The 26,391-nt window shown below is 70.7% G+C and carries 25 protein-coding genes and 2 pseudogenes; 11 read left to right on the forward strand and 16 right to left on the reverse strand.

Translation table 11 applies throughout. The annotated features are described in order from the left end of the window. Positions 1–112: 112 nt before the first annotated feature. The gene (locus ACIQ7Q_RS24040; protein ID WP_403865676.1) at positions 113–1,756 is read right to left on the reverse strand and encodes an ABC-F family ATP-binding cassette domain-containing protein; all 1,644 of its coding nucleotides are present in this window, start codon (positions 1,754–1,756) and stop codon (positions 113–115) included. A 450-nt stretch (positions 1,757–2,206) separates the two neighbouring features. Here ACIQ7Q_RS24040 and ACIQ7Q_RS24045 point away from each other — a divergent pair. Then, positions 2,207–2,398, forward strand: a pseudogene (locus ACIQ7Q_RS24045) (hypothetical protein); the annotation flags it as partial. A gap of 54 nt (positions 2,399–2,452) precedes the next feature. On the opposite strand, the gene ACIQ7Q_RS24050 reads toward ACIQ7Q_RS24045, so the two are convergent. Next, positions 2,453–2,869: an SsgA family sporulation/cell division regulator gene (locus ACIQ7Q_RS24050; protein WP_403865679.1), complete on the reverse strand. Its 417-nt coding sequence runs from the start codon at positions 2,867–2,869 to the stop codon at positions 2,453–2,455. A gap of 196 nt (positions 2,870–3,065) precedes the next feature. On the opposite strand from ACIQ7Q_RS24050, the gene ACIQ7Q_RS24055 reads away from it, so the two are divergent. After that, a complete protein-coding gene (locus ACIQ7Q_RS24055) occupies positions 3,066–4,151 on the forward strand; it encodes an oxidoreductase (RefSeq protein WP_403865682.1) in 1,086 nt (361 codons plus the stop codon). Between the two features lie 15 nt (positions 4,152–4,166). On the opposite strand, the gene ACIQ7Q_RS24060 is transcribed toward ACIQ7Q_RS24055, so the two are convergent. Further along, entirely contained in the window at positions 4,167–4,466 is a 300-nt protein-coding gene (locus tag ACIQ7Q_RS24060) for a YciI family protein (RefSeq protein WP_403865685.1), read from the reverse strand. 223 nt (positions 4,467–4,689) lie between these two features. Here ACIQ7Q_RS24060 and ACIQ7Q_RS24065 point away from each other — a divergent pair, with 223 nt between their 5' ends. Next, a complete protein-coding gene (locus ACIQ7Q_RS24065; RefSeq protein ID WP_403865687.1) occupies positions 4,690–5,121 on the forward strand; it encodes a hypothetical protein in 432 nt (143 codons plus the stop codon). 37 nt (positions 5,122–5,158) lie between these two features. Further along, entirely contained in the window at positions 5,159–5,854 is a 696-nt protein-coding gene (locus tag ACIQ7Q_RS24070; protein WP_403865690.1) for an endonuclease V, read from the forward strand. Positions 5,855–6,067: 213 nt separating this feature from the next. Here ACIQ7Q_RS24070 and ACIQ7Q_RS24075 read toward each other — a convergent pair whose 3' ends face one another. Beyond that, the gene (locus tag ACIQ7Q_RS24075; RefSeq protein WP_403865693.1) at positions 6,068–7,267 is read right to left on the reverse strand and encodes a saccharopine dehydrogenase family protein; all 1,200 of its coding nucleotides are present in this window, start codon (positions 7,265–7,267) and stop codon (positions 6,068–6,070) included. A gap of 346 nt (positions 7,268–7,613) precedes the next feature. Between ACIQ7Q_RS24075 and ACIQ7Q_RS24080 the strand changes: the two genes are divergently transcribed. From ACIQ7Q_RS24080 to ACIQ7Q_RS24095, 4 genes are read left to right on the forward strand one after another with little or no spacing between them, the layout of a single operon-like run. Next, positions 7,614–8,765 carry a CaiB/BaiF CoA transferase family protein gene (locus ACIQ7Q_RS24080; protein WP_403865696.1) on the forward strand — a complete coding sequence of 384 codons (1,152 nt, stop codon included), beginning with the start codon at positions 7,614–7,616 and terminating at the stop codon, positions 8,763–8,765. Then, positions 8,762–9,904 carry an acyl-CoA dehydrogenase family protein gene (locus tag ACIQ7Q_RS24085; RefSeq protein ID WP_403865699.1) on the forward strand — a complete coding sequence of 381 codons (1,143 nt, stop codon included), beginning with the start codon at positions 8,762–8,764 and terminating at the stop codon, positions 9,902–9,904. The genes ACIQ7Q_RS24080 and ACIQ7Q_RS24085 overlap by 4 nt, the downstream gene beginning before the upstream one ends. A gap of 50 nt (positions 9,905–9,954) precedes the next feature. Further along, positions 9,955–11,169: an acetyl-CoA C-acetyltransferase gene (locus ACIQ7Q_RS24090; RefSeq protein ID WP_403865702.1), complete on the forward strand. Its 1,215-nt coding sequence runs from the start codon at positions 9,955–9,957 to the stop codon at positions 11,167–11,169. 37 nt (positions 11,170–11,206) lie between these two features. Then, positions 11,207–13,381, forward strand: a complete 2,175-nt coding sequence (locus tag ACIQ7Q_RS24095) for a 3-hydroxyacyl-CoA dehydrogenase NAD-binding domain-containing protein (RefSeq protein ID WP_403865705.1) — start codon at positions 11,207–11,209, stop codon at positions 13,379–13,381. 72 nt (positions 13,382–13,453) lie between these two features. Here ACIQ7Q_RS24095 and ACIQ7Q_RS24100 read toward each other — a convergent pair. Together ACIQ7Q_RS24100 and ACIQ7Q_RS24105 are read right to left on the reverse strand one after the other, a co-directional pair. Continuing rightward, positions 13,454–13,728: pseudogene (locus ACIQ7Q_RS24100) on the reverse strand (DUF2087 domain-containing protein). Positions 13,729–13,801: 73 nt separating this feature from the next. Then, a complete protein-coding gene (locus tag ACIQ7Q_RS24105) occupies positions 13,802–14,533 on the reverse strand; it encodes a MerR family transcriptional regulator (RefSeq protein WP_403865708.1) in 732 nt (243 codons plus the stop codon). Positions 14,534–14,642: 109 nt separating this feature from the next. On the opposite strand from ACIQ7Q_RS24105, the gene ACIQ7Q_RS24110 reads away from it, so the two are divergent. Continuing rightward, entirely contained in the window at positions 14,643–15,122 is a 480-nt protein-coding gene (locus ACIQ7Q_RS24110) for a macro domain-containing protein (RefSeq protein ID WP_403865711.1), read from the forward strand. 106 nt (positions 15,123–15,228) lie between these two features. Here ACIQ7Q_RS24110 and ACIQ7Q_RS24115 read toward each other — a convergent pair whose 3' ends face one another. The 7 genes from ACIQ7Q_RS24115 to ACIQ7Q_RS24145 all read right to left on the reverse strand — a co-directional run bounded on the left by ACIQ7Q_RS24115 (position 15,229) and on the right by ACIQ7Q_RS24145 (position 21,802). Then, positions 15,229–16,308, reverse strand: coding sequence for a S1 family peptidase (locus ACIQ7Q_RS24115; RefSeq protein WP_403865714.1), 1,080 nt, complete (start codon positions 16,306–16,308; stop codon positions 15,229–15,231). A 132-nt stretch (positions 16,309–16,440) separates the two neighbouring features. Beyond that, the gene (gene sph, locus ACIQ7Q_RS24120) at positions 16,441–17,442 is read right to left on the reverse strand and encodes a sphingomyelin phosphodiesterase (protein WP_403865717.1); all 1,002 of its coding nucleotides are present in this window, start codon (positions 17,440–17,442) and stop codon (positions 16,441–16,443) included. Positions 17,443–17,563: 121 nt separating this feature from the next. Further along, the gene (locus ACIQ7Q_RS24125; RefSeq protein ID WP_403865720.1) at positions 17,564–18,802 is read right to left on the reverse strand and encodes a cytochrome P450; all 1,239 of its coding nucleotides are present in this window, start codon (positions 18,800–18,802) and stop codon (positions 17,564–17,566) included. A gap of 25 nt (positions 18,803–18,827) precedes the next feature. Further along, positions 18,828–20,219 (reverse strand): NAD(P)/FAD-dependent oxidoreductase, encoded by a 1,392-nt coding sequence (locus ACIQ7Q_RS24130; RefSeq protein ID WP_403865723.1) that lies wholly within the window; start codon positions 20,217–20,219, stop codon positions 18,828–18,830. Beyond that, positions 20,209–20,466: a ferredoxin gene (locus tag ACIQ7Q_RS24135; RefSeq protein WP_403865725.1), complete on the reverse strand. Its 258-nt coding sequence runs from the start codon at positions 20,464–20,466 to the stop codon at positions 20,209–20,211. Before ACIQ7Q_RS24135 ends, ACIQ7Q_RS24130 begins: the two co-directional genes overlap by 11 nt. A 110-nt stretch (positions 20,467–20,576) precedes the next feature. After that, positions 20,577–21,215 (reverse strand): hypothetical protein, encoded by a 639-nt coding sequence (locus tag ACIQ7Q_RS24140; protein WP_403865728.1) that lies wholly within the window; start codon positions 21,213–21,215, stop codon positions 20,577–20,579. Positions 21,216–21,346: 131 nt separating this feature from the next. After that, a complete protein-coding gene (locus ACIQ7Q_RS24145) occupies positions 21,347–21,802 on the reverse strand; it encodes a GNAT family N-acetyltransferase (protein ID WP_403865731.1) in 456 nt (151 codons plus the stop codon). A 95-nt stretch (positions 21,803–21,897) separates the two neighbouring features. Here ACIQ7Q_RS24145 and ACIQ7Q_RS24150 point away from each other — a divergent pair, with 95 nt between their 5' ends. Continuing rightward, positions 21,898–22,110, forward strand: a complete 213-nt coding sequence (locus ACIQ7Q_RS24150; RefSeq protein ID WP_403865734.1) for a hypothetical protein — start codon at positions 21,898–21,900, stop codon at positions 22,108–22,110. A 77-nt stretch (positions 22,111–22,187) separates the two neighbouring features. After that, positions 22,188–23,054: an oxygenase MpaB family protein gene (locus ACIQ7Q_RS24155; RefSeq protein WP_403865737.1), complete on the forward strand. Its 867-nt coding sequence runs from the start codon at positions 22,188–22,190 to the stop codon at positions 23,052–23,054. Here ACIQ7Q_RS24155 and ACIQ7Q_RS24160 read toward each other — a convergent pair. The 3 genes from ACIQ7Q_RS24160 to ACIQ7Q_RS24170 form a co-directional block, all read right to left on the reverse strand. Then, entirely contained in the window at positions 23,029–24,426 is a 1,398-nt protein-coding gene (locus ACIQ7Q_RS24160) for a GH1 family beta-glucosidase (RefSeq protein ID WP_403865740.1), read from the reverse strand. The genes ACIQ7Q_RS24155 and ACIQ7Q_RS24160 overlap by 26 nt on opposite strands. A 67-nt stretch (positions 24,427–24,493) precedes the next feature. Then, positions 24,494–25,405, reverse strand: coding sequence for a carbohydrate ABC transporter permease (locus ACIQ7Q_RS24165; RefSeq protein WP_403865743.1), 912 nt, complete (start codon positions 25,403–25,405; stop codon positions 24,494–24,496). Beyond that, positions 25,402–26,349: a sugar ABC transporter permease gene (locus ACIQ7Q_RS24170; protein WP_356637056.1), complete on the reverse strand. Its 948-nt coding sequence runs from the start codon at positions 26,347–26,349 to the stop codon at positions 25,402–25,404. Before ACIQ7Q_RS24170 ends, ACIQ7Q_RS24165 begins: the two co-directional genes overlap by 4 nt. Positions 26,350–26,391: the final 42 nt, after the last annotated feature.

Consider the following 26,391-nt stretch of genomic DNA (forward strand, 5'->3'; position numbering starts at 1 on the left):
CCCGCCGCCCCCGCGCGACGGAATCCCCCGCAGCAGGCCGGCGGTCGGGCCGACGGAAACCCGCCCCGGCCAGACCGCCGCCTCTCCGTGCCTGCCCCTGCTCCTGTCGCGGTCATCCCATCGGAAACACTCCCTCCCGCAGCTCTTCCGCGGAGACATCCCGCAGCTCGCCGTCGAGCAGCAGTCGCCGAGTGATGCCGATCGACTCCAGGAACGCCGGATCGTGGCTCGCCACGATCAACGCCCCCTGGTACGACTCCAGCGCCGCGGTGAGGCTGCGCACACTCGCCATGTCCAGGTTGTTCGTCGGCTCGTCGAGCATGAGCAACTGCGGCGCCGGTTCCGCGAGAAGCAGCGCGGCGAGAGCCGCACGGAAACGCTCGCCGCCCGACAACGTCCCGGCCGGCTGGTCGGCCAGCGCCCCCCGGAACAGGAATCGCGCCAGCCGGGCCCGGATCTGGTTGTTCGAGGCGCCGGGGGCGAACCGGGCCACGTTCTCCACGACGCTCAGCTCGTCGTCGAGGAGGTCGAGGCGCTGCGGCAGGAAACGCAGCGGCACATCGGGCACCGCCTCGCCCGCCACCGGTTCCAGCTCGCCGGCGATGGTGCGCAGCAGCGTCGTCTTGCCGGCGCCGTTGCGTCCCACCAGTGCGATCCGTTCCGGTCCGCGTACCTCGAACTCCCCCTTCACCTCTGCCCCGTACTGCAGCCGCAGCTCGCTCAGGCGCAGTACGCCACGTCCGGGATGGACCTGGGTGCTGGGCAGTTCGATACGGATCTCGTCGTCGTCGCGGACCGCCTCGACCGCCTCGTCGAGCCGCTCCTTCGCCTCCGCGAGTTTCTCCGTGTGCATGATGCGGTGCTTGCCCGCGGACTCCTGAGCCGCGCGCTTGCGGGACCTCATCACGATCCTGGGCTCCCGCTTGGTGTCGTACATCTTCTGCCCGTACCGCTTGCGGCGGGACAACTTGATGTGAGCGTCCGCGAGTTCGCGCTTCTGGCGCTGCACGTCGGCCTCCGCGACACGCACCATCCTTTCCGCCGCCTCCTGTTCGACCACGAGGGCCTCCTCGTACGCGGAGTAGTTGCCGCCGTACCAAGCCACCTCGCCGTCGCGTAGATCGGCGATCTGGTCGACCAGTTCGAGCAATTGGCGGTCGTGGCTGACCACCACCAGCACCCCGGACCAGCGCGCCACCGCGTCGTACAGGCGCCGACGCGCGAACAGGTCGAGGTTGTTGGTCGGCTCGTCGAGCAGCAGCACGCCGGGCCTGGCCAGCAGCAGTGCGGCCAGCCGCAGCAGGACGCCCTCGCCGCCCGAGACCTCGCCGATGGTGCGGTCGAGGCCGATGTGCCCGAGGCCCAGTTGGTCGAGGGTGGCGTGTGCGCGCTCCTCGACGTCCCAGTCGTCGCCGACCGCGGCGAAGTTCTCCTCGCGCGGGTCCCCGGCCTCGATGGCGTGCAGCGCGGCACGGGTCTTCGCGATACCGAGAACCTCGTCCACCCGCTGAGCGGTGTTCAGGACCACGTTCTGCGGCAGGTAGCCGACCTCGCCCATGGTGCGGACGGACCCGGCGGACGGGGTGAGATCGCCGGCGATCAGACGCAACAGGGTTGATTTTCCTGACCCGTTGAGGCCGATCAGACCGGTGCGGCCAGGACCGACGGCGAGGTGGAAGTCCTCGAACACGGTGGTGCCGTCCGGCCAGGAGAAGTCGAGCGCGGAGCAGGTGACATACGTGGGGGAAGTAGACATGGGGCCTCCCGGTTGCTTGGTATGGGGTGGGGCAACGGGTGGAGACACCGAGGCGGGTGCGACAGCCGCCGGGAAAAGGGAAAGGTCCCGGTCGGGGGAGTGGACGGCATGGATCGCCGAGGTCGCACACGATGCACACACAGGCCACAGCCGGTGGTGCGCGGTGTCTCAAGACCTCAGACGAGCAACGTCCTACTCCGATCGACGACAACAGAACCGCTGTACACTGTAGAAGACCGCGGGTCGGCTGTCAACGCCCGATCGCCCCGGCTCACGGGACGCCACGTTGATGTCGCGAAACTGCCGGATCCCGCCGCCCTCGCGCTGATTGCATGGACGGCATGACACATCTTCCCGATCTCGCCCGCCGCTTCCGTTCCCTCCACACCGCGGAGCGCCCGCTGGTCCTCCCCAACGCCTGGGACACCGCGAGCGCCCGGATCGTCGCCGGGCCCGGGGGCGCCGAGCGTGGCCGAGTTGGGGCGGCTCGGCGCGGCGCGGGTCAGCGTCGGGGCAGGCATCGCACAGGCCGCGCACGCGCTCGTCCGTGCCGCTGCCCGCGAGCTGCTCACCGAGGGGACGTACGGCTCACTGGCCGACGGCTACGACTACGCGGAGCTCAACAGACTGCTGGGTGCGTGAGGGCGCCGGAGACCCCACGGCCGAACCGTTGTCGCGTCGGCTTCGCTCAACAGCTCAGGCGGCGTCGCGCAGCAGTTCGGCCAGGTCCTGGTCGAGCCCCAGATACAGATGCTCGTGCCCCTCGGGAACCGCCTCCTCCACGCGGTCGAGAAAGCGGCGCAGCTCGCCGGTGCGGATGTGCACCATCGCCATTCCCTCGGGGGCGTGGAACTCCAGGACCGTCCGGTCGTACCCGTACGGCCGGACCCGCACGTCTCCGAGGCCGGCCGGCTCGAGGACCCCGTCCGCCAGGAGCTCCCGCGAGAACGCCCAGGACACATCGGTGCCCTCCAGCGTCGCGGGGCCGGGGAAGTCGATGCGGACGGCGAAGGGATCCCGGCGGTCGTAGTGCAGCGTCGCGGGCACGGACTCCATCTGCGGAGCAGAGGCGACGAGGCGGGCCTGGACGGCCTGCTCGATGACGGTGGACAAAGGCCCGCTCCTTCGTGTGCGGCTCGTGGGGTCCCGGTGGCGGTGATTTCCCTGTGCACAGAAGAAGACGGCGGAATGACTGATTCCGTGCACCGGAATGAACAGTGACATGTGTCACCGCGCACGGGTCTCCCCTGGGCGCGGGCCGCGCACGCACCCTGGACGGGCCTGTGCCCGTGGGCTAGCTTCCAGCGCCATGACGTCCATGGGGAAGACGAGACGAGCGGTGTCGGTGGGACTGTGCGCGGCGGCGGTGACGGCTGGGCTGACCGCGCCGGCGCAGGCGGCGGACGGGCCGGCGCAGCGCGACGCCGCCGGATGGAGCCTGGAGGACACCGGAACCGACGTGCGGTTCCGCGGCCTGGCGCCCGTCAGCAGGAGGACCGCCTGGGTGGCCGGCTCGAAGGGCACCGTGCTGCGCACGGCCGACGGCGGCCGCAGCTGGCTCGACGTCTCGCCCCCCGGCGCGGAGGGCCTGGAGTTCCGTGACGTCGAGGCGTTCGACGGCCGGCGCGCGGTCGTCCTCGCCATCGGCGAGGGAGAAGCGTCCCGGGTGCTGCGCACGGAGGACGCCGGGGCGACCTGGACCGAGTCGTTCCGCAACACCGACCCCAAGGCGTTCTACGACTGCATGACCTTCTTCGACCGCCGTCACGGGCTGGCCATGAGCGATCCCGTGGACGGCAAGTACCGCATCCTGTCCACCGGCGACGGCGGCCGTTCCTGGAAGGTGTTGCCGAACGCCGGGATGCCGGCGGCCCTGCCCGGCGAGGCGGGATTTGCCGCGAGCGGCCAGTGCCTCGTCAGTTCCGGACCCAAGGACGTGTGGCTGGCCACCGGCGGCGGCGCCACGGCGCGGGTGCTGCACTCCGCCGACCGTGGCCTGAACTGGACCGTCGCCGAGTCGACGATCCCGGCCGGGGACCCGGCCCGTGGCGTCTTCGCGCTCGCGTTCCGCGACCGTACGCACGGCCTCGCGGTCGGCGGCGACTACCGCGCCGACCACGCGTCGCCGCAGGCCGCGGCCGTCACCGGGGACGGCGGCCGCATTTGGCGGCAGGCGAGGACGGCGCCGCCCGCGTACCGCTCCGGCGTGACCTGGCTGCCGCACAGCTCGTCCGCCGCACTCGCCGTCGGCCCCACCGGAACGGACCTGACGACCGACCGCGGGCGCACCTGGCGCACGGTCGACAGCGGTTCGTTCGACACCGTCGACTGCGCACCGGACTTCGGCTGCTGGGCCTCGGGGGAGAAGGGCCGGGTGGCCCGCCTGGAGTTCTGACGCCCGCAGCGGCTGTCAGGAGGGCAACTGCTGGCGGTACGGGGCGAGTTCGGGCGCGGTCTTGGTCGCGATGAACTCGGTGATCCGGTACGTGCACACCGCGCCCTCGATGAAGGGGTCGGTCGCCGCGATCTTCTCGATCCCGGCGCGATCGTCCCCGACGGCGAGGATGATCCCGCCGTCGCGCGGCTTCTTGCGGCCCGAGGCGATGACGACGCCCTCTTCGTAGAGGGCGTCCAGCCAGGCCACATGGGCCTCCAGGAGGGGTTCGACGCGCTCGACCGGTGCGGTGTAGGTCAGTTCCATCACAAACATGATCGTCAGGCTACCGGCGCGAGGGCGCACGGACCGGTTCCGGCCGACTTGTGGAACGGACCGATTGCGGCCGGCCGCAAGGGAACCGGCTCCGGCGGACCGGCGTCCGTGATCGATGACCGGACATTGCCGTGTACCCGCCGTGTACACGAGGGCCGGCAACTGAACGGCCGTACAGTCAGCAGTCTTGCCTGACCAGCAGACATGTGGGAAGAGAGGGTTCATGTCGCGCCGACTCATGAAGACCGTACTGGCAGCCGCCGGTGCCGCCGCCGTCGTAGCCATCACCCCGTTCACCGCGCAGGCCGCCTCGTACTCGGGCGGCAACTACGGCGCCTACGCCTTCGAAGGGCAGTACCCGACCGTCGGGGGATGCACGGGGACCTTCTCCCAGAAGTACGTGCGTTACGCCGAAGGTATGACGCTGCGTTACTATTACTCCGGTCAGTGCGGTTCCTACGCCCGGATCGAGAACTCCCGTCAGGGCTGTGTGGCGGTGGCGCAGCGCGCCGACGGCGGCGGCTGGGTCTCGGAGTCCGTCGACCCCGCCATCAACTACGCCTACACCAAGATCGCCAACAACCTCAACGGGCGGCTGTCACGCGCGATCCTGTCGTGCGACGGCCACGACCTCGCGAGCACGCCCTGGTACTGAGCCGCCCGGCTCGTACGGGTCGTAGGCTGGGTGCACCATGAAGATCGTCGAAGCGCCCGCCGGCTGGCCCGCGAACGAAGAGGCCGCTCTGGTCGTCCAGGACGAACTGCGCGAGCGCGTCGTCCTGGACGAACCGGGCCCGCCACCCGGCAGCGGTCTGGTGACCGGCGTGGACGTTGCCTACGACGACGAACGGGATGTCGTCGCGGCGGCAGCCGTCGTCCTGGACGCCGCGAGCCTGGAGGTCGTCGAAGAGGCGACGGCGATCGGCCGGATCACCTTCCCTTACGTGCCCGGCCTGCTGGCCTTCCGGGAGATCCCGACGGTGCTGGCGGCCCTCGAGTCCCTCACGGCAGGCCCCGGCCTCGTTGTCTGCGACGGCTACGGACGGGCGCACCCCCGCCGGTTCGGGCTCGCCAGTCATCTGGGCGTGCTGACGGGGCTGCCCGCGATCGGCGTGGCGAAGAACCCGTTCGTCTTCAGCTACGGCGGACTCGGCGACGAGCGAGGCGACTTCGCACCCCTCCTCGCCGACGACGGCGAGGAGGTCGGGAGGGCCCTGCGCACACAGAAGGGCGTGAAGCCGGTCTTCGTCTCGGCGGGCCACCGCGTGACGCTGGAGGCGGCATGCGCGCACGCGCTGCTGCTGGCGCGGGACTTCCGCATCCCGGAGACGACGCGCCGCGCGGACGCCTTGTGCCGGCGGGCGCTGCGGGAGGCGTCGGGCGGCTGACTCCGCCGGCCGGTCCGGCGTTCGCGGACAGCGCCCGCAGGGCGGTACCGGGGTCCGGGGGCCCCACGCCGCCAGGCGTACGGTGGTGGGGCCGTACGTGGTGGGCCCGTCACGTGGCGGGGCGGACACGTGGTCGGGCCGCACTTCCGCGCATCGGGAAGCAGCGGCGTAGGGAGCAGCCCAGCACAGCGGCCGACCGCGCCCCGCCGTCCCCTATTGCTGGTGCGCCACCCGGAACGTGATGCCCGCCGCGTCCAGTCGCGTCAGCAGCGCGTCACCCATCGCCACCGCCGTCGTCACCTGCCCGGACGTCTTCGGGAGGGAGTCGTGCGCCAGGCACAGCGCCGACTCGGCCAGGATCTTCGCCGTCTCGTCGTAGCCCGGGTCCCCGCCCTTCACCTCGGTGAAGACGCGACGGCGGCCGCCCTCGCCCACGAAGCGGACCGAGAACCAGCTCCGGGCGCGGCGCTTGGCGCTCGGTCCGTCGCCCGGGGCGTAACGCTCCATCAGCCACCGCCGGGCCGCCGGGATCTGGGCCAGGCCGAAGCCCACGCCCACGGCGGCCGGGCCGCCGAGGGCCATCGGCAGGCTCTTGACCGCCGCGTAGTGGCGGTAGCGGAAGTCGGGGCCGTAGCGTTCGAGCGCGCGGGCGGAGCGGGCCACGATCTGCGGGTCGATCGTCGGCAGGGGCAGCGCCCACGCCCCGGTCTCGCGGCTGAAGCGGGGCCCGCCGAGGGGTGCGCGCGCCCGGCGGCCGACGAGGCGCGGCTCGTGCAGGCGACGTTCCCGCGCGGCGGCCAGCGACTCGCGGCCCCGGCCCATCGCGGTGAGCGCGGAGGCCATCGTGCCGCCGGAGAAGAGCGCGTTGGTGCGGACGAAGCCGTCGATCGAGAGCGGCACGTGCTCGGGCAGCTGCTGCACCGTGAAGTACACGCCGAGGTCGTGGGGGACGGAGTCGAATCCGCACGCGTGGACGATCCGCGCCCCGGTCTCCCGGGCCCGCGCGTCGTGCCGTACGTACATCAAATCCACGAACTCGGGCTCGCCGGTCAGATCCGCGTAGTCCGTGCCGGCCTCCGCGCACGCCGCGACCAGCGCCTCGCCGTACCAGACGTAGGGGCCGACCGTCGTGGCGACGACGCGTGCGGACGCGGCGAGTTCCCGCAGCGACTCCGCGTCGGCCGCGTCCGCCTCGATCAGGGGCAGCGCCGTGCATGCGGGATTGATGACCGCGAGCTGCTCCCGCAGATGCTCGAGCTTCTGCCGGTTGCGCCCCGCGACGGCCCAGCGGCAGTCGGCGGGCGCGTGCCGGGCGAGGTACTCGGCCGTCAGCGTCCCGACGAATCCTGTCGCTCCGAAGAGCACGATGTCATACGGGCGCTGTGCGCGATCCGTGCCGTTCTGGCTGTTCAATGGCTCCTCCGCCGTCAGGGCCGGCCGCAGGCGAACGCCCCGGCGCCACGCCGACGTCGACGGCGAGGTCAGGGCCTGTCCGGCGGACCAAGGCCGGACAGACCCTAGCGCGCGAACCTGCCGCGCAGAAGATCCGTTCCCCATCGGTGACGGTGCACGGTGACGGTGCACGGTGACGGTGACACGCAGCGTAGAAGCGTGGGGTGTCGCGCTCGGCGGCGGCGGTGTTGGAGGATCTAAGCGCTCGCTCGCCGGAAACCCTTGTGTCCGGTGGAACACGTTCTTACCATCACTGGTGTTACATCAGTTGTGTCAAAGCAGTTGTGCCAGAGCCGCTGGGGGCTGGATGTCACTGTCAGGGAACGGCCCGCTGGCCGGGGTGCGCGTCGTGGAGCTGGCGGGCATCGGACCGGGTCCGTTCGCCGCGATGCTCCTCGGCGACCTCGGCGCCGACGTCGTGAGGGTCGACCGCCCCGGCGGCGCCGGACTCTCCATCGATCCGGCGTACGACCTCACCAACCGCAACAAGCGGTCCGTGCTGATCGACCTCAAGTCCGACGAAGGGCCCCGCCAGGTCCTCGATCTGGTCGAGCGCGCCGACGTGCTCATCGAGGGCTACCGGCCCGGGGTCGCGGAGCGCCTCGGGGTCGGTCCCGACGCGTGTCTCGCCCGCAATCCGCGTCTCGTCTATGGGCGGATGACCGGCTGGGGCCAGGAAGGCCCGCTGGCTGCACGAGCCGGCCACGACATCGGTTACATCGCTCTCACCGGCACCCTCTCCATGATCGGCAAGGCCGACGAGCCGCCCGTCGTCCCCGCCAACCTTGTGGGTGACTACGCCGGCGGCTCGCTCTACCTCGTCATCGGTGTACTGGCGGCCCTCCAGCACGCGCGCAGCGAGGGCGGCTCCGGGCAGGTCGTGGACGCGGCCATCGTCGACGGCGCGGCGCACCTCGCCACGATGATCCACGGCATGATGGCGGCCGGCGGCTGGCAGGACCGGCGCGGTGCCAACCTGCTCGACGGCGGCTGCCCCTTCTACGGAAGCTACGAGACGGCCGACGGCGAGTACATGGCCGTCGGCGCGCTGGAGCAGCAGTTCTACGACCAGTTCGTCGAGCTGCTGGGGATCAAGGACGAGATCCCGGCCCGCAAGGACTTCGGCCGCTGGGACGAGCTGCGCGACGCGGTCGCCGCCAGGTTCAGGACGCGCACCCGCGCCGAGTGGACCGCCGTCTTCGAGGGGTCCGACGCCTGCGTCGCGCCCGTGCTCTCGCTGCGCGAAGCCCCCGCCCACCCGCACCTCGCCGCCCGGGAGACCTTCGTCGACCACGGCGGCATCACCCAGCCCGCGCCCGCCCCCCGTTTCTCCGCCACACCGGCCGCCGTGACCAGGCCGCCGGCCCTGCCCGGCGCGGACACCGCGGACGTCGCACGCGACTGGGACGTGCGGAGCATCCAGCCCCACGAGTCCCACGAGTCCCGGGAGGACCGTTGAAGCGCCGCATCTTCACCGCCGAGCACGAGGCGTTCCGCGAGACCGTCCGCACCTTCCTCACCAAGGAGGTGCTGCCCCACTACGAGCAGTGGGAGAAGGACGGCATCGTCAGCCGCGACGCCTGGCTCGCGGCAGGCCGTCAGGGCCTGCTCGGCCTCGCCGTGCCGGAGGAGTACGGGGGCGGCGGCAACGCCGACTTCCGGTACGCCGCCGTGCTCCACGAGGAGTTCACCCGCGCCGGCGCCGCCGGGCTCGCCATCGGCCTGCACAACGACATCATCGGCCCGTATCTCACCTCGCTCGCCACCGACGAGCAGAAGCGGCGCTGGTTGCCGGGCTTCTGCAGCGGCGAGACCGTCACCGCCATCGCGATGACCGAGCCGGGCGCCGGCTCCGACCTCCAGGGCATACGCACCACCGCAGAGGACGGAGGCGACCACTGGGTCCTCAACGGGTCCAAGACCTTCATCTCCAACGGCATCCTTGCCGACCTGGTGGTCGTCGTGGCGAAGACGACACCTGAGGGAGGCGCGCACGGCCTGTCCCTCCTCGTCGTCGAACGGGGCATGGAGGGCTTCGAACGCGGCCGCAACCTGGAGAAGATCGGCCAGAAGTCCCAGGACACCGCCGAGCTGTTCTTCAACGACGTTCGCGTGCCCAAAGCCAATCTCCTGGGCGAGTTGAACGGCGCCTTCATCCACCTCATGACCAACCTCGCGCAGGAGCGGATGGCGATCGCCGTCTCCGGGATCGCCGCCGCCGAGCACCTGCTGGAGATCACCACCCAGTACGTCAAGGAGCGTGAGGCCTTCGGGCGGCCGCTGGCGAAGCTCCAGCACATCCGCTTCGAGATCGCGGAGCTCGCCACCGAGTGCGCCGTCACCCGCGCCTTCCTCGACCGCTGCATCGAGGACCACGCGAACGGCGAACTCGACGCCGTGCACGCCTCGATGGCCAAGTGGTGGGCGACCGAGCTGCAGAAGCGCGCGGCGGACCGCTGCCTTCAACTGCACGGTGGATACGGCTACATGAGCGAGTATCCCGTCGCCAGGGCCTTCACGGACGGCCGCATCCAAACGATCTACGGGGGCACGACGGAGATCATGAAGGAGATCATCGGCCGCTCCCTGCTCGGCTGACCCCATCCACCCCGTCCCGCACGGCACACCCTCATGAAAGGCTCCAGACAGTGAGCACCGAAGCTTACGTGTACGACGCGATCCGCACCCCGCGCGGGCGCGGGAAGGCAAACGGCGCCCTGCACGGCACCAAGCCGATCGACCTCGTCGTCGGACTGATCCACGAGCTCCAGGCTCGTTTCCCCAGCCTCGACCCCGCCGCGATCGACGACATCGTGCTGGGCGTCGTCGGCCCCGTGGGTGACCAGGGCTCCGACATCGCCCGGATCGCCGCCATCGCGGCCGGGCTGCCCGACACCGTCGCCGGAGTCCAGGAGAACCGCTTCTGCGCCTCGGGTCTCGAGGCAGTCAACATGGCCGCCATGAAGATCCGTTCCGGCTGGGAGGACCTGGTCCTCGCCGGCGGTGTGGAGTCGATGTCCCGCGTGCCGATGGCCTCGGACGGCGGCGCCTGGTTCGCCGACCCGATGACCAACTTCGACACCAACTTCGTCCCGCAGGGCATCGGCGCCGACCTGATCGCCACCCTGGGTGGCTGGTCGCGCCGCGACGTCGACGAGTACGCGGCGCTGTCGCAGGAGCGGGCCGCCGTCGCATGGAAGGACGGACGCTTCGACCGCTCGGTCGTGCCCGTCCGCGACCGCAACGGCCTGGTCGTCCTCGACCACGACGAGCACATGCGGCCCGGCACCACAGCCGACTCCCTCGCCGCCCTCAAGCCCTCCTTCGCGGGCATCGGCGAACTCGGTGGCTTCGACGCCGTCGCACTGCAGAAGTACCACTGGGTCGAGAAGATCGACCACGTCCACCACGCGGGCAACTCCTCGGGCATCGTCGACGGCGCGGCCCTTGTCGCCATCGGCTCCAAGGAGGTCGGCGAGCGCCACGGCCTGACCGCGCGCGCCCGGATCGTCTCCGCCGCCGTCTCCGGCTCCGAGCCGACCATCATGCTCACCGGCCCCGCGCCCGCCACCCGCAAGGCACTCGCCAGGGCCGGGCTGACCATCGACGACATCGATCTCGTCGAGATCAACGAGGCCTTCGCCGGCGTCGTCCTGCGCTTCGCCCAGGACATGGGCCTGTCCCTCGACAAGGTCAACGTCAACGGCGGCGCGATCGCCCTGGGCCACCCGCTCGGTGCGACCGGAGCGATGATCCTCGGCACCCTCATCGACGAACTGGAGCGCCAGGACAAGCGGTACGGCCTCGCCACCCTGTGCGTGGGCGGCGGAATGGGCATCGCCACCGTCGTCGAGCGTCTCTGACCCCCGTCCTCTTCCGCCTTACGGAGCACCCACCACCATGAGCGAGCCCACCACCATCCGCTGGGAACAGGACGAGACCGGCGTCGTCACCCTCGTCCTCGACGACCCGAACCAGTCCGCCAACACGATGAACCAGGCCTTCAAGGCCTCGATCGCAGCCGTCGCCGACCGGGTGGAGGCCGAGCAGGACTCCATCCGCGGCATCATCTTCACCTCCGCGAAGAAGACCTTCTTCGCGGGCGGCGACCTCAAGGAGATGATCCAGGCAGGGCCCGACGACGCGCAGTTCGTCTTCGACGCGGGCATGGGCATCAAGCGCGCCCTGCGCCGTATCGAGACCATCGGCAAGCCCGTCGTCGCCGCCATCAACGGCGCCGCCCTCGGCGGCGGTTACGAGATCGCCCTCGCCTGCCACCACCGCATCGCACTCGACGCGCCCGGCTCCAAGATCGGCCTGCCCGAGGTCACCCTCGGCCTGCTCCCGGCCGGTGGCGGCGTCACCCGCACCGTACGGCTCATGGGCATCGCCGACGCCCTGCTGAAGGTGCTGCTGCAGGGCACGCAGTACAGCCCGGCGCGGGCGCTGGAGAACGGCCTGATCCACGAAGTCGCCGCGACGAAGGACGAGATGCTCGCGAAGGCCCGCGCCTTCATCGACGCCAATCCCGAGTCGCAGCAGCCCTTCGACGCCAAGGGCTACAAGATTCCCGGCGGCACCCCGTCCAACCCGAAGTTCGCCGCCAACCTGCCCGCGTTCCCCGCGAACCTGCGCAAGCAGACCGCCGGTGCGCCCTACCCGGCGCCGCGCAACATCCTCGCGGCGGCCGTCGAGGGCTCGCAGGTCGACTTCGAGACCGCGCAGGTCATCGAGGCCCGCTACTTCACCGAGCTGGTCACCGGCGCGATCGCCAAGAACATGATGCAGGCCTTCTTCTTCGACCTGCAGGCCGTCAACGCCGGCCGCAGCCGCCCGGAAGGCGTCGAGCCCCGCCCCGTGCGCAAGGTCGCCGTCCTCGGCGCCGGCATGATGGGCGCCGGCATCGCCTACTCCTGCGCGCGCGCCGGGATCGACGTCGTCCTCAAGGACGTCACCGCCGAGGCCGCGGCCAAGGGCAAGGACTACTCGGAGAAACTGTGCGCCAAGGCGGTGTCCCGGGGCCGCACCACCCAGGAGAAGGCCGACGCGCTGCTGGCCCGGATCACGCCGACCTCGGACGCTGCCGACCTCGCGGGCTGCGACGCCGTGATCGAGGCGGTCTTCGAGGACACCGCGCTCAAGCACAAGGTCTTCCAGGAGATCCAGGACGTCGTCGAGCCTGACGCGCTCCTCTGCTCCAACACCTCCACGCTCCCCATCACCGTCCTCGCCGAAGGCGTTTCACGACCGGACGACTTCGTCGGGCTGCACTTCTTCTCGCCCGTCGACAAGATGCCGCTGGTGGAGATCATCAAGGGCGAGCGCACCGGGGACGAGGCGCTGGCCCGCGCGTTCGACCTGGTCAGGCAGATCAACAAGACGCCGATCGTCGTCAACGACTCCCGCGGCTTCTTCACCTCCCGGGTCATCGGCCAGTTCATCAACGAGGGCGTGGCGATGGTCGGCGAGGGCGTCGACCCCGTCTCCGTCGAGCAGGCGGCCGCGCAGGCCGGCTATCCGGCGAAGGTGCTCTCCCTGATGGACGAGCTGACCCTCACCCTGCCGCGCAAGATCCGCAACGAGACCAGGCGGGCGGTCGAGGAGGCGGGCGGCACCTGGACCGGCCACCCCGCGGACACGGTGATCGACCGGATCGTGGACGAGTTCGGCCGCACCGGCCGCAGCGGCGGCGCGGGCTTCTACGACTACGACGAGGACGGCAAGCGCGCCGGGCTGTGGCCGGGCCTGCGCGAGCACTTCACACGCGCCGACGCCGACGTGCCCTTCGAGGACATGAAGGAGCGGATGCTCTTCTCCGAGGCGCTCGACACCGTCCGCTGCCTCGAGGAGAACGTCCTCACCTCGGTCGCCGACGCCAACATCGGCTCCATCATGGGCATCGGATTCCCGGCCTGGACGGGCGGCGCTCTCCAGTACATCAACGGCTACGAGGGCGGTCTGCCCGGCTTCGTGGCCCGTGCCCGCGAACTGGCCGAGCACTACGGCGAGCGTTTCCAGCCGCCCGCGCTGCTCGTCGAGAAGGCGGGCCGCGGCGAGGTCTTCACCGACGCCTGACGTGACCTGACCTGACTGACCCCATGGGAGCGGGTGGCCTGCCACAGAGGAGGCCACCCGTTCCGACGCGTTTCACCGGGGTGCCCCCGCCGCCTGCGGCGGCCATTCGTCCCTGCGGTAGTTGCCGCCGTCCCTCATGTGGACCAGCAGACCGCCCACGACCAGCGAGCGCCGCAGCGCCGCGCAGTCGTCGTGCAACGGTGAGCAGCGCGTCGTTGGCCTCGCGCTCCGTGTAGTCGCGGTCCCGCTCGAAGAGCGTCTGTGCGAGATGCCGCGAGCAGCTGCTCGCGGCGGGCCGGCTTGCGGGGAATCGCCGTCAGGCGCCCGTGGGAGAAGAGCGCCTGCACACCGTGCGCGCCACTGGTTGTTTGTTCGGACGTGCCCGGAAGCCCGTCCCACCCCTGACCAGGGACAACGTATTTACCTGGACTCCGTGCCGAACGCGGCCCGCAGCTCCTCGCGCAGCGAACGCTGAAACGCCGTCACCAGCGCCTGGACCACCATGGGCTGCATATGGGCGGACAGCGACTTCATCGCCGCCAGATGGTCCGGATCCGACTCGCGCTCGCGGTAGGGATTCCAGACCTCGTCACGGAACAGCCGGCTCAGGTCCTGCGCAGCCGCCCGGGCATGCTCCAGCAGCACCGTGCGGGAGGCCAGGATCGTCTCGTGCGCGATCGGCACGTCCAGCAGCTCCACACCGAGCCGCAGCAGACCGCCGTCCAGTCGGAGCGTGTCCTTCGCGGCGCGGTCCAGCACCCCCATCGCGGCCAGCCGGTCGACGTCCTGGTCCGACAGCTCCCGCCCGGCCCTGCGCTCCAACTCCTGCCGCGAGACCTCCTCCGCCGACTCCGGCGCCCACGAGGCGACCAGGGCGCGGTGGATGGCCAGGTCCTGTGCGCTCAGGTCGGGGGGCAGCTGCTCCAGATAGCGTTCGATCGCGGCCAGCGTCATGCCCTGGTGCTGGAGCTCCTCGATCAGGGCCAGCCGGGAAAGATGGTCATGGCCGTAGTGGCCGACCCGGCGGGGGCCGATCACGGGCGGAGGCAGCAGTCCCCGCGTGCTGTAGAACCGAATGGTGCGCACGGTGACCCCGGCGCGCGCGGCCAGCTCGTCGACGGTGAGCGTCGGCTCCTTTGTTCCGGTCGCCATGACCCTCCTTCTGCTGAAACCGCACCGATGGAACAGTATTGCTGTCTCATCAGTGTTGTGAAAGCCGTGTCCGGAGCGGGTTGTCAGTGGTGGATCGTACGGTTGTTCCGTGTCCGAGATCAGATACGTCCGGGGGGACGCCACCACGCCACAGGGCAAAGGCGTCAAAGTGATCGCCCATGTCGCAAACGACCTGGGCGGCTGGGGGAAGGGGTTCGTCCTCGCGCTGTCCCGCCGCTGGCCCGAGCCGGAGGCCGCGTACCGCCGTTGGCACCGGGAGCGCGCGGGCAACGACTTCGGGCTGGGCGCGGTGCAGTTCGTGCAGGTCGGTCCGTATCTCTGGGTGGCCAACATGGTCGGTCAGCGCGGGATACGGACCGGGAGCAACGGCGTCCCCGTGCGGTACGAGGCCATCGACAAGGCATTGGCCGCCGTCGCCGACAAGGCGTTGGAGCTCGGTGCCACCGTTCACATGCCGCGCATCGGCTGCGGTCTCGCAGGCGGCAAGTGGTCGCGAACAGAGCCGCTGATAACCGAGCGCCTGACGGCACGCGGCATCGCGGTCACGGTCTACGACCACGGCGACTGACGCCGCCCGACCGCGCTCTTGCCCTGGCCCCCGCTGCGGTCCGGGACCGGCACGCCGGAGGCGTGCCCACCGGCCGCGGGCACGCCTCCGGTTGAGGACACATGCGTCAGTAGACGGCGACGCCGTACGCGCCGAGCGCCTCCCTGACCGGCTGGTGGAGCGCCGAGCCGCTGGTGCCCGTGCAGCCTGCGCTGCCCGAGTGGATGCCCAGGGCCGTCGAGCCGGCGAAGTGCGCGCCGCCGCTGTCGCCGCCCGCGGAGCATACGGTGGTGCGGACCAGGTTGTGCACCGGCCCGTCGCCGTAGTTCACCGTGACGTTCACGGCGGTCACCGTGCCGCTGGTGAGCTTGGTGGTGGAGCCGCTCTTGTGGATCGACTGGCCGACGATCGCGTCGGCGGCCGAGGTGATGTCCTGGTGGTTGCCGTTGTAGAGGTTGACGCTGCCCGGCGGCAGTGACCCGTCGGTGTAGCGGACGAGACCGTAGTCGTTGGTCGGGAAGCTGGTGCCCTCCCGTGTGCCGATCGAGGGACCGCCGGAGGTGGTGGACCACTCGGTCGCGACATTGGTGCAGTGCCCGGCGGTCAGGAAGTAACGGTCGGCGCCTTTGGACACATGGAACGCGGTGGAGCAGCGGTAGCCGCCGCCGTAGATCGCGTCGCCGCCCGCCACCTCCTTCTTGAACGCTCCGGCGATCTGCTTAATGCGTACGGCGTCGCCGAGCGTGGCGGCGACGCTCCTCAGCTTCGCCATGGAGGCCGCGGACACGGTGCTGTCGGCCTCGATCACGACCTGGTTCGCCGAGGGGTCCAGGCCCCAGGAGGTCCCGGTGATCCTCGCCTTGGACTCGAGAGTGTCCACAGCGGCCTGCAGTCGGGCCATGCTGCGTGTGACGAGCTCGGCCCGGGCACCGGTGGCCCGTACCTCGTCGGCGGCTTCTGCGTCGGTGACGGTGACGACGAGTTCACCGCTCTGTGCGTCGAGGTACGAGCCGGCGGTGCGGTCGCCGAGGTCGCGTGCGAGCGAGGTGTGCAGGGAGTACTGGGCGGGCGATGCGGCGACGCCGGGGCTCGGGTTCCCGGCGCCGGAGTCGGCTTCGGCGGCACCGGCCGTTTTGGAGCCGAGTCCGACGGCGGTCAAGGCCAGCAGGGCGGGAAGGCAGATGCGCGCGCGGAGCGTGCGTCTCATGGGGGGCTTCTCCTTCGTACGAGTCCGTGTGGGGGGTGCCTGACGGCAATGTGGACTGGACCAGTCCGGAGTTGCGGACTCAATGTGGCATGGCCCTGACACGGACACAAGGCCGCCGTCGGCGGCTTGCGCCTACTGGCCGGAGGCAATCACCGGATAGTGGTCGGACAGATTGTCGTACGTGTAGGTGGTGCCCCAACTGGAGACCGACCAGGGTGCGCTCTGCTCTTTGATCACCTCATTGGTCCAGTCGGCAGGCCTGCTGTGCCCCGCGCGGTGCAGCACGTAGTCGAGATCCTCGCGGGCGTCGTCCGGGTAGCGCTCGGCCGCGATCGAGTTGTCCTCGGTGTCGAAGGAGTACGCGTGGCCGGTCCGGGCGTCGGCTCCCACCAGACCGCCGTCGGCGAGCATCGAGGCGTACTCGGACGTGCGCGAGTCCACGTTGAAGTCGCCCGCCACGACGACCTGCTCGGATGCCGGGATCTTCTTGGCGTCCAGGAAGGCGTCCATCGCGCGGAACTGACGACTGCGCATCTCCGCCGCCTCGCCCGCCTTGCAGCCGGGGTCGGTGGACTGCGCATGGGTGCCGACGACGTGCACCTTCGTGCCGTTCACGTCGAGCACCGCGTAGACGAAGCCCTTGTTCGACCACCAGTCCGCGCCGCAGGCGTCCTTGTAGACGTACTGTTCCTTGCGGACGATCGGCCACTTGCTGAGGACGGCCACCCCACCGTCCTCTGGTGTGGTGGCCGAGTACGAGCCGCCCGTCGCGTCCCAGCCGTCCTTGCTCCGGCCCATCACCGGCGTCCGGTGCGGATATTGCCCGGCGGCGTTGCGTATCAGCGCTTCCGAGGACGAGTTGTCGAAGGCCTCTTGGAGCACGACGACGTCGTTGCCCCGGAAGAAGCCGGCCGCGGGGATGGCGACGGCACGGTGGTCCTGGCCCCAGTTGGGGTACAGCGTCTTGCTGAACAGGAACGCGTTGTACGTGAGGACCTTGAGGGGCGGCGTCTCCGCGCTCGGCGCGGCGGCGGCGGACGGTGCGGCACCGGCGAGGGCGGTGGCGGCGAGCACGGCGGACAGCGCGGCGGAAACAGCGACGCCGGGAACACGGCGGGGCTCGGACTGCGGCACAGGATCTCCCGTTCATGGGTGGGGGGTTCCACCGGTCGACGGACCGGCGCCGCATATCAAATCAGCCGTAGTTACCTTCTGGTAATAGCCAGGTGCCCGAATTCTTTACGCCGCGCCACGATCAGGGGCGGATCCCGTCGCAGGCGATCGACAGATGCCGCGGCCCGCGCAGCACGGCGTTCTGCCGGTACGGGGGCGGGTCCTCCAACAGACGCGGGTTCTCCAGCCTGCGGGCGAGTTCCGACAGCGCGAACTGGGCCTCCAGCCGGGCGAGCGGTGCGCCGAAGCAGCTGTGGATGCCGCTGCCCAGCCCGAGGTGCTGGATGTCCTTGCGGTCCGGGTCGAAGCGGTTCGGGTCCTCGAAGCGCTGCGGGTCGCGGTTGCCGGAGGCCAGGACCAGCCAGAGGGAGGCGCCCTTGGGGATGGTGACGCCGCGGACCTCGATGTCGGTGATGGTCGTGCGCTGGGGGACCAGTTGCACCGGCGGCTCGAAGCGCAGCAGTTCCTCGACGATGGGCACGGCCAGCCGCGGGTCCGTACGAAGCCGCTGGAGGACGTCGGGGTTGCGCAGCAGGGTCAGCATGCCGTTGGTGACGAGGTTGACGGTGGTCTCGTGGCCCGCGATCAGCAACAGCGCCGCGGTGCTGAGCAGTTCAATCGTGGTCATCGTGCCGTCCTCGCTCTTGAGCGTGGCCAGCTCGGAGAGCATGTCGTCTCCGGGATTCTTGCGGCGCTCCTCGATCAGGCCGGCGAGATACATGCCCAACTGCATCCGGGCGTCGTGCGAGGTCTTGCCCCGCTCGGCGGGGTCCGCGCCCGGATCGGGGTCCAGGCTCGCGGCGATGGTGTCGGCCCAGACGTGGAAACGCGCCTCGTCCTCGCGCGGTACGCCGAGCAGCCGGCAGATCACCGTCACCGGGAAGGGATACGAGAACTGGTCCACCAGGTCGAACCGGTCGGTGCCGTCGATGCCGTCGATGAGGCCGGAGACGATGCCGTGGAGCTCCTCGCGCATCCCGTCGACCCGGTGCGGCGAGTGCGGCGGGCCGAAGGGCCGGTTGGTCATGCGTCGCAGCCGGTCGTGTTCCGGCGGGTCGAGCCGCAGGAAGCTCGGCGGCAGGGCGCTCTCCTCCTCCTGGGCCGACTCCGCCAGCGGGTCGCGGGCGGACGAGGCGAGATTGCGGGCGTCCGAGCTGAGCCGGGGATCGTGCAGGAGGCTGCGGATCTCGTAGTAGGTGCTGACGACGTACGGCCCGTTCTCTTCGTGGTGGACCGGCGTCTTCCGCAGCTCCTCGTAAATCGGATACGGATCGGCGCGGTTTGTGTAGTCCAGGATCTGGTGCAGCAGCGATTGCGTCATGGCGGGTCCTCGTGGGCCGGGCGGGTCAGTGCGCGGGAATGAACGTCATCCGGCGATCAGCCGGCGAATAACCGCTGAGGGTCACAGTGGGGCCGTGGGTGGGGATCGAAGGGTCGGGGAAGTCCGCGTCCACCGGCTGCTGTCCGTCCGGGTGCCGGTCGACCGTCGGGAACGACGGCGGGAACGGTGCCGTGGTCTCGATGAGTTCCTGGTAGAACTGCAACCACCGGGCCTGGTCGAAGGCGACCGCGCCGATGACGCGCCCCTGGTAGCCGTAGACACCGATGAACCTGTGACTGCCGAGCGAGCCCTGCGAGACGAGGATCTCCGTCCCCAGCGACGGCACCCCGACCGACTTGATGTTGACGCCGAACTGCGAGGACCAGAAGGCCGGCACCCACATGTGGGGGAGGCGGTCGGAGCTTTCGCTGAGCATGTTGTGCGCCGCGATCCCGGCCTGGGAGACGGCGTTGCCCCAATGCTCCAGGGACAGGAACTGGTAGCCGAACAGGGGGTGTGGGGAGCGGGCGACGTCACCGGCCACGTAGATGTCGTCGGTCACGATTCCGCGGATGTCGAACGCGCGGCAGCCGGCGTCGCAGGCGATGCCGCGGGGGCCGGCACCGAGCCCGGACCCGGCGAGCCATTCCGTGTTGCGGGTGGCGCCGAGCGAGACGACCACGACGTCGGTCTCCACGGTGGAGCCGTCCGACAGATGCGCGGCCCGTACCCGTCCCGAGGCGTCCCCCTCGAGGGCGGTCACCATCACCCGGGTGCGCAGGTCCACGCCGTGCGCGCGCTGGAGCTCGGCGGCGACCGCGCCGACCACCCCGCCGAGCGCGCCGACCAGGGGCGCCGCGCCGCGCTCGGCGACCGTGACCGGCAGGCCGCGTTCACGGCACGCGGAGGCGATCTCCGAACCGGTGAACCCGGCCCCGATGACAAAGACCCGCTTGGGCCCCTCGGCGAGCCGCCGTGCCAGCGCGGCGCCGTCGTCGCGGGTCCGCAGCACGAAGACGCCGTCGAGTTCCGCCTCGTCCTTGCGCGGCCACGGCCGCGCCCGCACCCCGGTGGCGATCAGCAGCCGGTCGTACGGCACCTCGTCGCCGTCGGCCAGCAGCACCCTCCGGGCGGCCATGTCCAGTCCGGTGGCCGGAACGCCGAGCCGCCAGGTCGCGTCGAGGGCCCGTCGCCTGGGCAGTGCCGTGCGGTCGGCGCTCGCCCCGCCCAGCAGCACCTGCTTGGACAGCGGGGGCCGGTCGTACGGCTCGTAGGGCTCGTCGCCGATCATCGTCAGCGAACCGGCGAAGCCCTTGTCGCGCAGGGTCTCGGCAGCCCGCAGGCCCGCCAGCGAGGCGCCGACGACGACGATGCGGCCCTCGCGCTTGAGCCGTTCCAGGGATCCGTCACCGTTCACCGGACACCGCCTCGGCCCCTGGTACGTCGACCGCGTCGACCGCGTCGACCGCGTCGACCGCGTCGACGAGGATCGCCTGGACGGGGCAGGCCCCGACGGCCTGCGTCAGCTTCTCGCGCTGCGCCTCGTCGGCCTCCGGGGTGTACAGCAGCCCCTCCTCGCCGTGCATGGTGAAGACTTCTGGAGCCAGGAACGCGCACTGCGCGTACCCCTGACAGCGGTTCAGGTCGACGACAAGGCTTACCAAGGGATCGGTCCTCTCCAATGGCGCGGTCACCCCCACACCACCACCTTGGGTGGCCCGAAGGGTTGCGGCGACGGGAGGAAGCCGTTGGAGTGAGCGCTGCGGGTGGCGGCTCAGGCCGGTGTGGCGGGCCGGGAACGGGCGGGCCGCCGTCCCAGCAGGATGTGCAGGCTGACGATGAGCGCCCAGGCCGGGAAGACCAGCTCGGCCCAGGGCAGGTTCGCTCCCACCACGAGCAGCGTCAGCCCCGCCAGGTAGCCGAGGATCACGAGCGGGCGCGGGAAGACGCCGAGCCGTCGGCCGATGGTCGAGGTCGTGAAGATGAACACCGCCGCCATCCGCATCGCATACGTGGTCATCATGGTGTAGGCGAAGTGGCGGCCGAAGGCCGAGTGCTGCTGACTCTCGTCGAGCACGGTCCCCGCCGCCGCGGCGCTGCCGAACAGGGTGGCGACGAAGACCAGGCCGCTACCCAGGAACACCGTGGAGATGAACCGGTCCTCTCCCTCACCGGCCTGATCGCGCAGGGCGCCCATGAACCACAGGAAGGCGATACCGGCGAACGGGAGCAGCTCCAGCGCCGTCTGCACGGCGCGCCGCTGCCCGGCGTCGACGGCCACCTCGTCTCCGCCGGCCCCGCCTGGCAGGGCGAGCCGCACCAGGACGATCGCCGCGGCCATCAGGATCGCGAACACCACCCCGGCGATCCCGGCGGCCCGGGGTGTCCCGAGACGCTCGTGCTTCTGCTCCATGGTCCCTCGCTTCTGTCTGCACCGTTTCGTACAGACAGCAGCGATCCTTGAACTCCCGCCACCGGGGCGACTCGGGAGGACGACCCCGGTGCGCCGGACAGGTCATGGACGACGCGGGCTGCCGGGGGCCGTCAGGCGAGCTGGAGTTTGAAACCGACGTGCGAGCCGACGAAACCGAGGCGCTCGTAGAAACGGTGGGCGTCGGGGCGGCCCGCGTCGGAGGTCAGCTGGACCAGTTGGCAGCCCTGCTTGCGGGACTCCTCGATCGCCCACTCGATGAACTGCTGTCCGAGGCCCCGGCCGCGCTCCGAGCTGTGGACGCGTACGCCCTCGATGATCGAGCGGGTGCTGCCGCGGCGGGAGAGGCCGGGGACGAAGGTCAGTTGGAGAGTGCCGACCACGGCATCGCCGCGTACGGCCACCATGAGGAGCTGGTTCGGGTCGCCTTGGAGGCGCTCGTAGGCGCGGAGATACGGAGCCAGGTCGTCGGGCGACTCGCGTGCCGCCCCCAGCGCGTCGTCGGCGAGCAGGGCCACGATCGGGGGGATGTCTTCCGCGAGGGCGGGCCTGATCACGATATCCGTCATGCGCCGCATGCTAACCGGACACTCGTTCGCCGACCGATGCGGCCGGTCGCCCGCCGGTGCGGCCCGGGAGCGATCGGGCAGGTGTGCTGATCGGCGTGGTCATCGACTCCCTCGCGCAGGCCCGGGAGATGGACGTACAGCGCCGCTCGCCCGCCGGGGCGGCCGAGCAGGTTGACGCCGCGCACCCCCTGGGCCAGGAGCTGAGGGACCGGATCGCCGCCGCCCGCGCCGGGCTCGAAGCCTTGGACCAGCTGCTGCCCCAGGTCCCGGCACAACCGGACACGTCACGTGTCCCCGAGAACCCCTGAGGCTCATGGGGCGCAAGTGCCGCAGGTCGCATACTGGGAGGTGCCGGACCGACCCGACGCACGCAGGGAGACCACCGATGACCAGGGCAGCAGCCGAGCCCCTGCCGCCGCCGCCCGGCGGCGTGCTGTGGAGCCTCGCCGGAGACATCCGCGCCCTGCTGATGCTCCCCGCCGCCCTCACCCTGCAGGTCGCGCACCCGGCCGTCGGCGCCGGCGTCGACGAGCACTCCGTCTTCCGCACCGACCCCTGGGGACGCGGCGAACGCTCCCTGCGCTCGCTCCAGCTGTGGATCTACGGCGGCGAGGCGGCCGCCGAGGAGGGCCGCAGGCTCCGCCAACTGCACCGCACCATCCAGGGCACCGACGGCCACGGCCGCCGGTACCACGCCCTCGACCCCGCCCACTACTCCTGGGTGCACGCCACCGGCTTCCCCGTCTACCGGCACGCGGCCCGCTACCTGGTGCGCGAACTCACCGAGGCCGAGGAGCGGCGGCTGTACGCGGAGTGGCTCCAGGTCGGCAGGATCCTCGGCATCCACGACCGGGACATGCCGCAGACGATCGAAGAGTTCTGGCCGTACTACCGCAAGGTGCTCGCCGACGAACTCGAGGCGACCGTCGTCGTACGAGAGCTGGTGGCCGTGGACCAGCCGGTGCCGCCGCCGGACCGGGGCCCCCTGCCGCTGCGGCTGACACTGCGCTGCCTGTGGCCGCTGCTGCTCCCGCCACTCGCCCGCTTCCGCCGGTTCATGACCGTCGGGCTGATGCCGCCGGACGCTCGCGAGGCCATCGGCCTGCCGTGGACCGACCGTCAGGAGCGCAGACTGCGGCGCTTCGCCCGGGTCGTACGAGCGGTGGTGCCCGTACTCCCCGAGCGGCTGCGCTACCTCCCGCTCGCCCGCGAGGCGCGGGCCAGGGTCAGGTCAGACCACCGCGCGCGATGACCTCCGCGTACCAGCGGGCGCTGTCCTTGAAGGTGCGACGCTGGGTCGCGAAGTCAACGTGCACGATGCCGAACCGCTTGCTGTAGCCGTAGGCCCACTCGAAGTTGTCGAGCAGCGACCACAGGAAATAGCCCCGCACGTCCGCGCCGTCTTCGATCGCCCGGTGCACCGCCGACAGATGGGCGTGCAGATACGCCACCCGCTCGGGGTCCTTCACCTCGCCGGACGGGTCCGCGTAGTCGTCGTACGCCGCCCCGTTCTCGGTGATCACCAGGGGCACGCCCGGCAGGTCGTCGCGCAGCCGGACCAGCAGTTCGTGCAGACCGTCGGCGTCGACCGGCCAGTCCATCGCGGTGCGCGGACCGGGCGCGGGCAGGAACCGCACATGCTGCTCGGCGCCCGCCCACGGAGACGGGGACTCGGAGGCGCCCGCGGCGACGACGGTGGGGGAGTAGTAGTTGATGCCCAGCGAGTCGATCGGGGTGGACGCCACCGCAAGGTCGCCGTCCAGCACGAACGACCAGTCGGTCACCGTCGCCGTGTCCCGCAGCAGATCCTCCGGGAGCCGCCCGTGGAAGACGGGGTCGAGGAAGATGCGGTTGCCGACGGCGTCGATGCGACGGGCCGCGTCCAGATCGGCGGGCGAGTCCGAATGGGCCCGCACCGCGTGGAGGTTGAGCGTCAGCGAGACCTCGGCCGACGGCGGCAGCGCGGCGCGCAGTACCTGTGCCGCCCAGCCGTGTGCCAGGTTGAAGTGGTGCGCGGCGCGCAGTGACGCGAGAGGGCTGGTCCGGCCGGGCGCGTGCACCCCGTTCCCGTAGCCGAGGAACGCGGCGCACCACGGCTCGTTGAGCGTCGTCCAGGTCGCCACCCTGTCGCCGAGCGCCTCGGCCATGATGCCGGCATACTCGCCGAACCGCTGCGCGGTCTCCCGTTGAGGCCAGCCGCCGGCGTCCTCGAGCTCCTGCGGCAGATCCCAGTGGTAGAGCGTGGCCACCGGCCGGATACCGGCGTCCCGCAGCTCGTCGACCAGCCGGCGGTAGAAGTCGACACCCTTCTGCACGGCGGGCCCACGTCCGGTCGGCTGCACCCGGGGCCAGGAGACCGAGAACCGGTAGTCGGTGACGCCGAGCCGGCGCATGAGGGCGACGTCCTCGCGCATCCGGTGGTAGTGGTCGGCGGCGATGTCGCCGGTGTCGCCGTTGCGGACCTTGCCCGGGGCGCGGCTGAAGGTGTCCCAGATGGACGGGGTACGGCCGTCCTCGGCGGCGGCGCCCTCGATCTGGTATGCGGCGGTGGCGGTACCCCAGCGGAATCCGGCGGGGAACCGGAGCGTCATTGCGGTGTCGGGCCGGGCGTCGAGCGCGGTCATGAGGTGGAACTCCCAGGAGTGAGACGTCTGAGCGGAGAGGAGGTGAGGGGGCGCCCGGCGGACACCCCTAGCCTTTGACCGCGCCCTGCATGATGCCGCCGACGATCTGCCGGCCGAGCAGGCCGAAGACCAGCAGCACCGGGAGCGTGCCCAGCAGGGTGCCCGCCATGATCACGGACTGGTCGTGGACGTAACCGCCGCCGAGCTGGCGCAGCGCCACCTGGACGGTCGGCTCCTGCGAGGAGAGCGCGACGATCGGCCAGAAGAAGTCGTTCCAGGCGGCCATGAAGGTGAGCATGCCGAGCACGGCCATCCCGGGCCGGGCGACGGGCACCACGATCGACCAGAAGATCCGGGCGGTGGAGGCGCCGTCGACACGGGCGGCCTCGATCAGCTCGTCGGGCAGCGACTGCACCAGGTACTGGCGCATGAAGAAGACGCCGAAGGCGGACACCAGACCCGGCAGGATCACGGCCTGCAGCTGGTTCACCCACTGCAGTTCGGCGATCAGCATGAAGAGCGGGATGACGCCGAGCTGCGGCGGGATCATCATCGTGCCGACCGTGACGGCCAGCAGCGCGCCACGGCCGCGGAAGCGCAGCTTGGCGAAGGCGAAACCGGCGAGCGTGCAGCACAGGACGGTGCCGACGGTGATGGACCCGGAGACGATGAAGGAGTTGATCAGCGCCTTTCCGATGTCCGCCTCCTCCACCACCGCCTCGAAGTTGCGGATCAGGTTGGGGCCGGGCAGCAGCCTCGGTGGCACCTTCGCCAGATCGGCGTTGGAACGGCTGGCGGCGACGATCGTCCAGTAGAACGGGAACGCGGAGACGAGCACCGCGACGATCAGGATGGCGTAGGCGGCCTTGCCGCCCTTCATCGTGCGGCCGGCTCCGGACCTTGCGCGACGGCGCTTTTGCGCGGACCGGTCCGCAGTGGCCGGCTGCTGTTTCGTCGGCGGTGCGGCGAGCACGGTCATCGCCCGGCCTCCTTTCGGGAACGGCGGCGCGCGATCAGGGCGTTGACCCCGACCAGCACCAGGATCAGCAGGAACATCACCCAGGCGATGGCGGCGGCACGCCCCAGGTGGAAGAAGCCCCAGCCCTGCTCGTACATGTAGAGCCCGAGCGTCTGGTACTGGTGCGAGATGCCGCCGGAGATGGAGCCCTCGAACAGCAGCGGCTCACCGAAGAGTTGGGTGGCGCCGATCGTGGACACGACCACGGTGAACAGGATCGTGGGGCGCAGGCCGGGCAGCGTCACATGGAAGAACTGCCGCCACCGGGAAGCGCCGTCCATCTCCGCCGCCTCGTACAGCTCACTCGGGATGGACTGCATGCCCGCCAGGTAGATCAGCGCGTTGTAGCCGGTCCAGCGCCAGATGACGATGGTCGACACGGCGATCTGCGATGCGACGGTTCCGGTCTGCCAGTCCACCGGACCGAAACCGATCAGCCCCAGAAGGTAGTTGATGAGTCCGAAGTCGCGGCCGAAGAGCTGGGCGAAGACGAGCGTGGCCGCCGCGACGGAGGTGGCGTACGGCAGCAGCATCGCGGTGCGCAGGAAAGTGCGGCCGCGCAGACGGTAGTTGAGCAGATGCGCCAGCCCCAGTGCCATCACCAGCTGCGGCACGGTGGACAGTACCCCGATGGTGAATGTGTTGCGCAGCGCGGTCCAGAAGAACTCGTCCTCCAGCAGCGCGGTGTAGTTGCCGAGCCCCCGCCACTCCATGTCACCCGGCGTCTGCAGCTCGACCCGGTAGAGCGAGACGAACGCCGTGTAGATCAGCGGGAAGAGCCCGAAGGCGGCGAACAGCGTGAAGAACGGGGCGATGTAGGCGTACGGCGAGAGCTTGCGCCAGGCGCGCCGCACGGCCGGCGGCCGGGGCGGCGAGACCGCCTTCGCGGGGGCGGTGAGGGTCACGATGCGGCCCTTCGGGGAGTCGGTACGGGGGCGGGAGCCTTC

It is taken from the genome of Streptomyces sp. NPDC096176 (assembly GCF_044763255.1).
Lineage (GTDB): Bacteria > Actinomycetota > Actinomycetes > Streptomycetales > Streptomycetaceae > Streptomyces.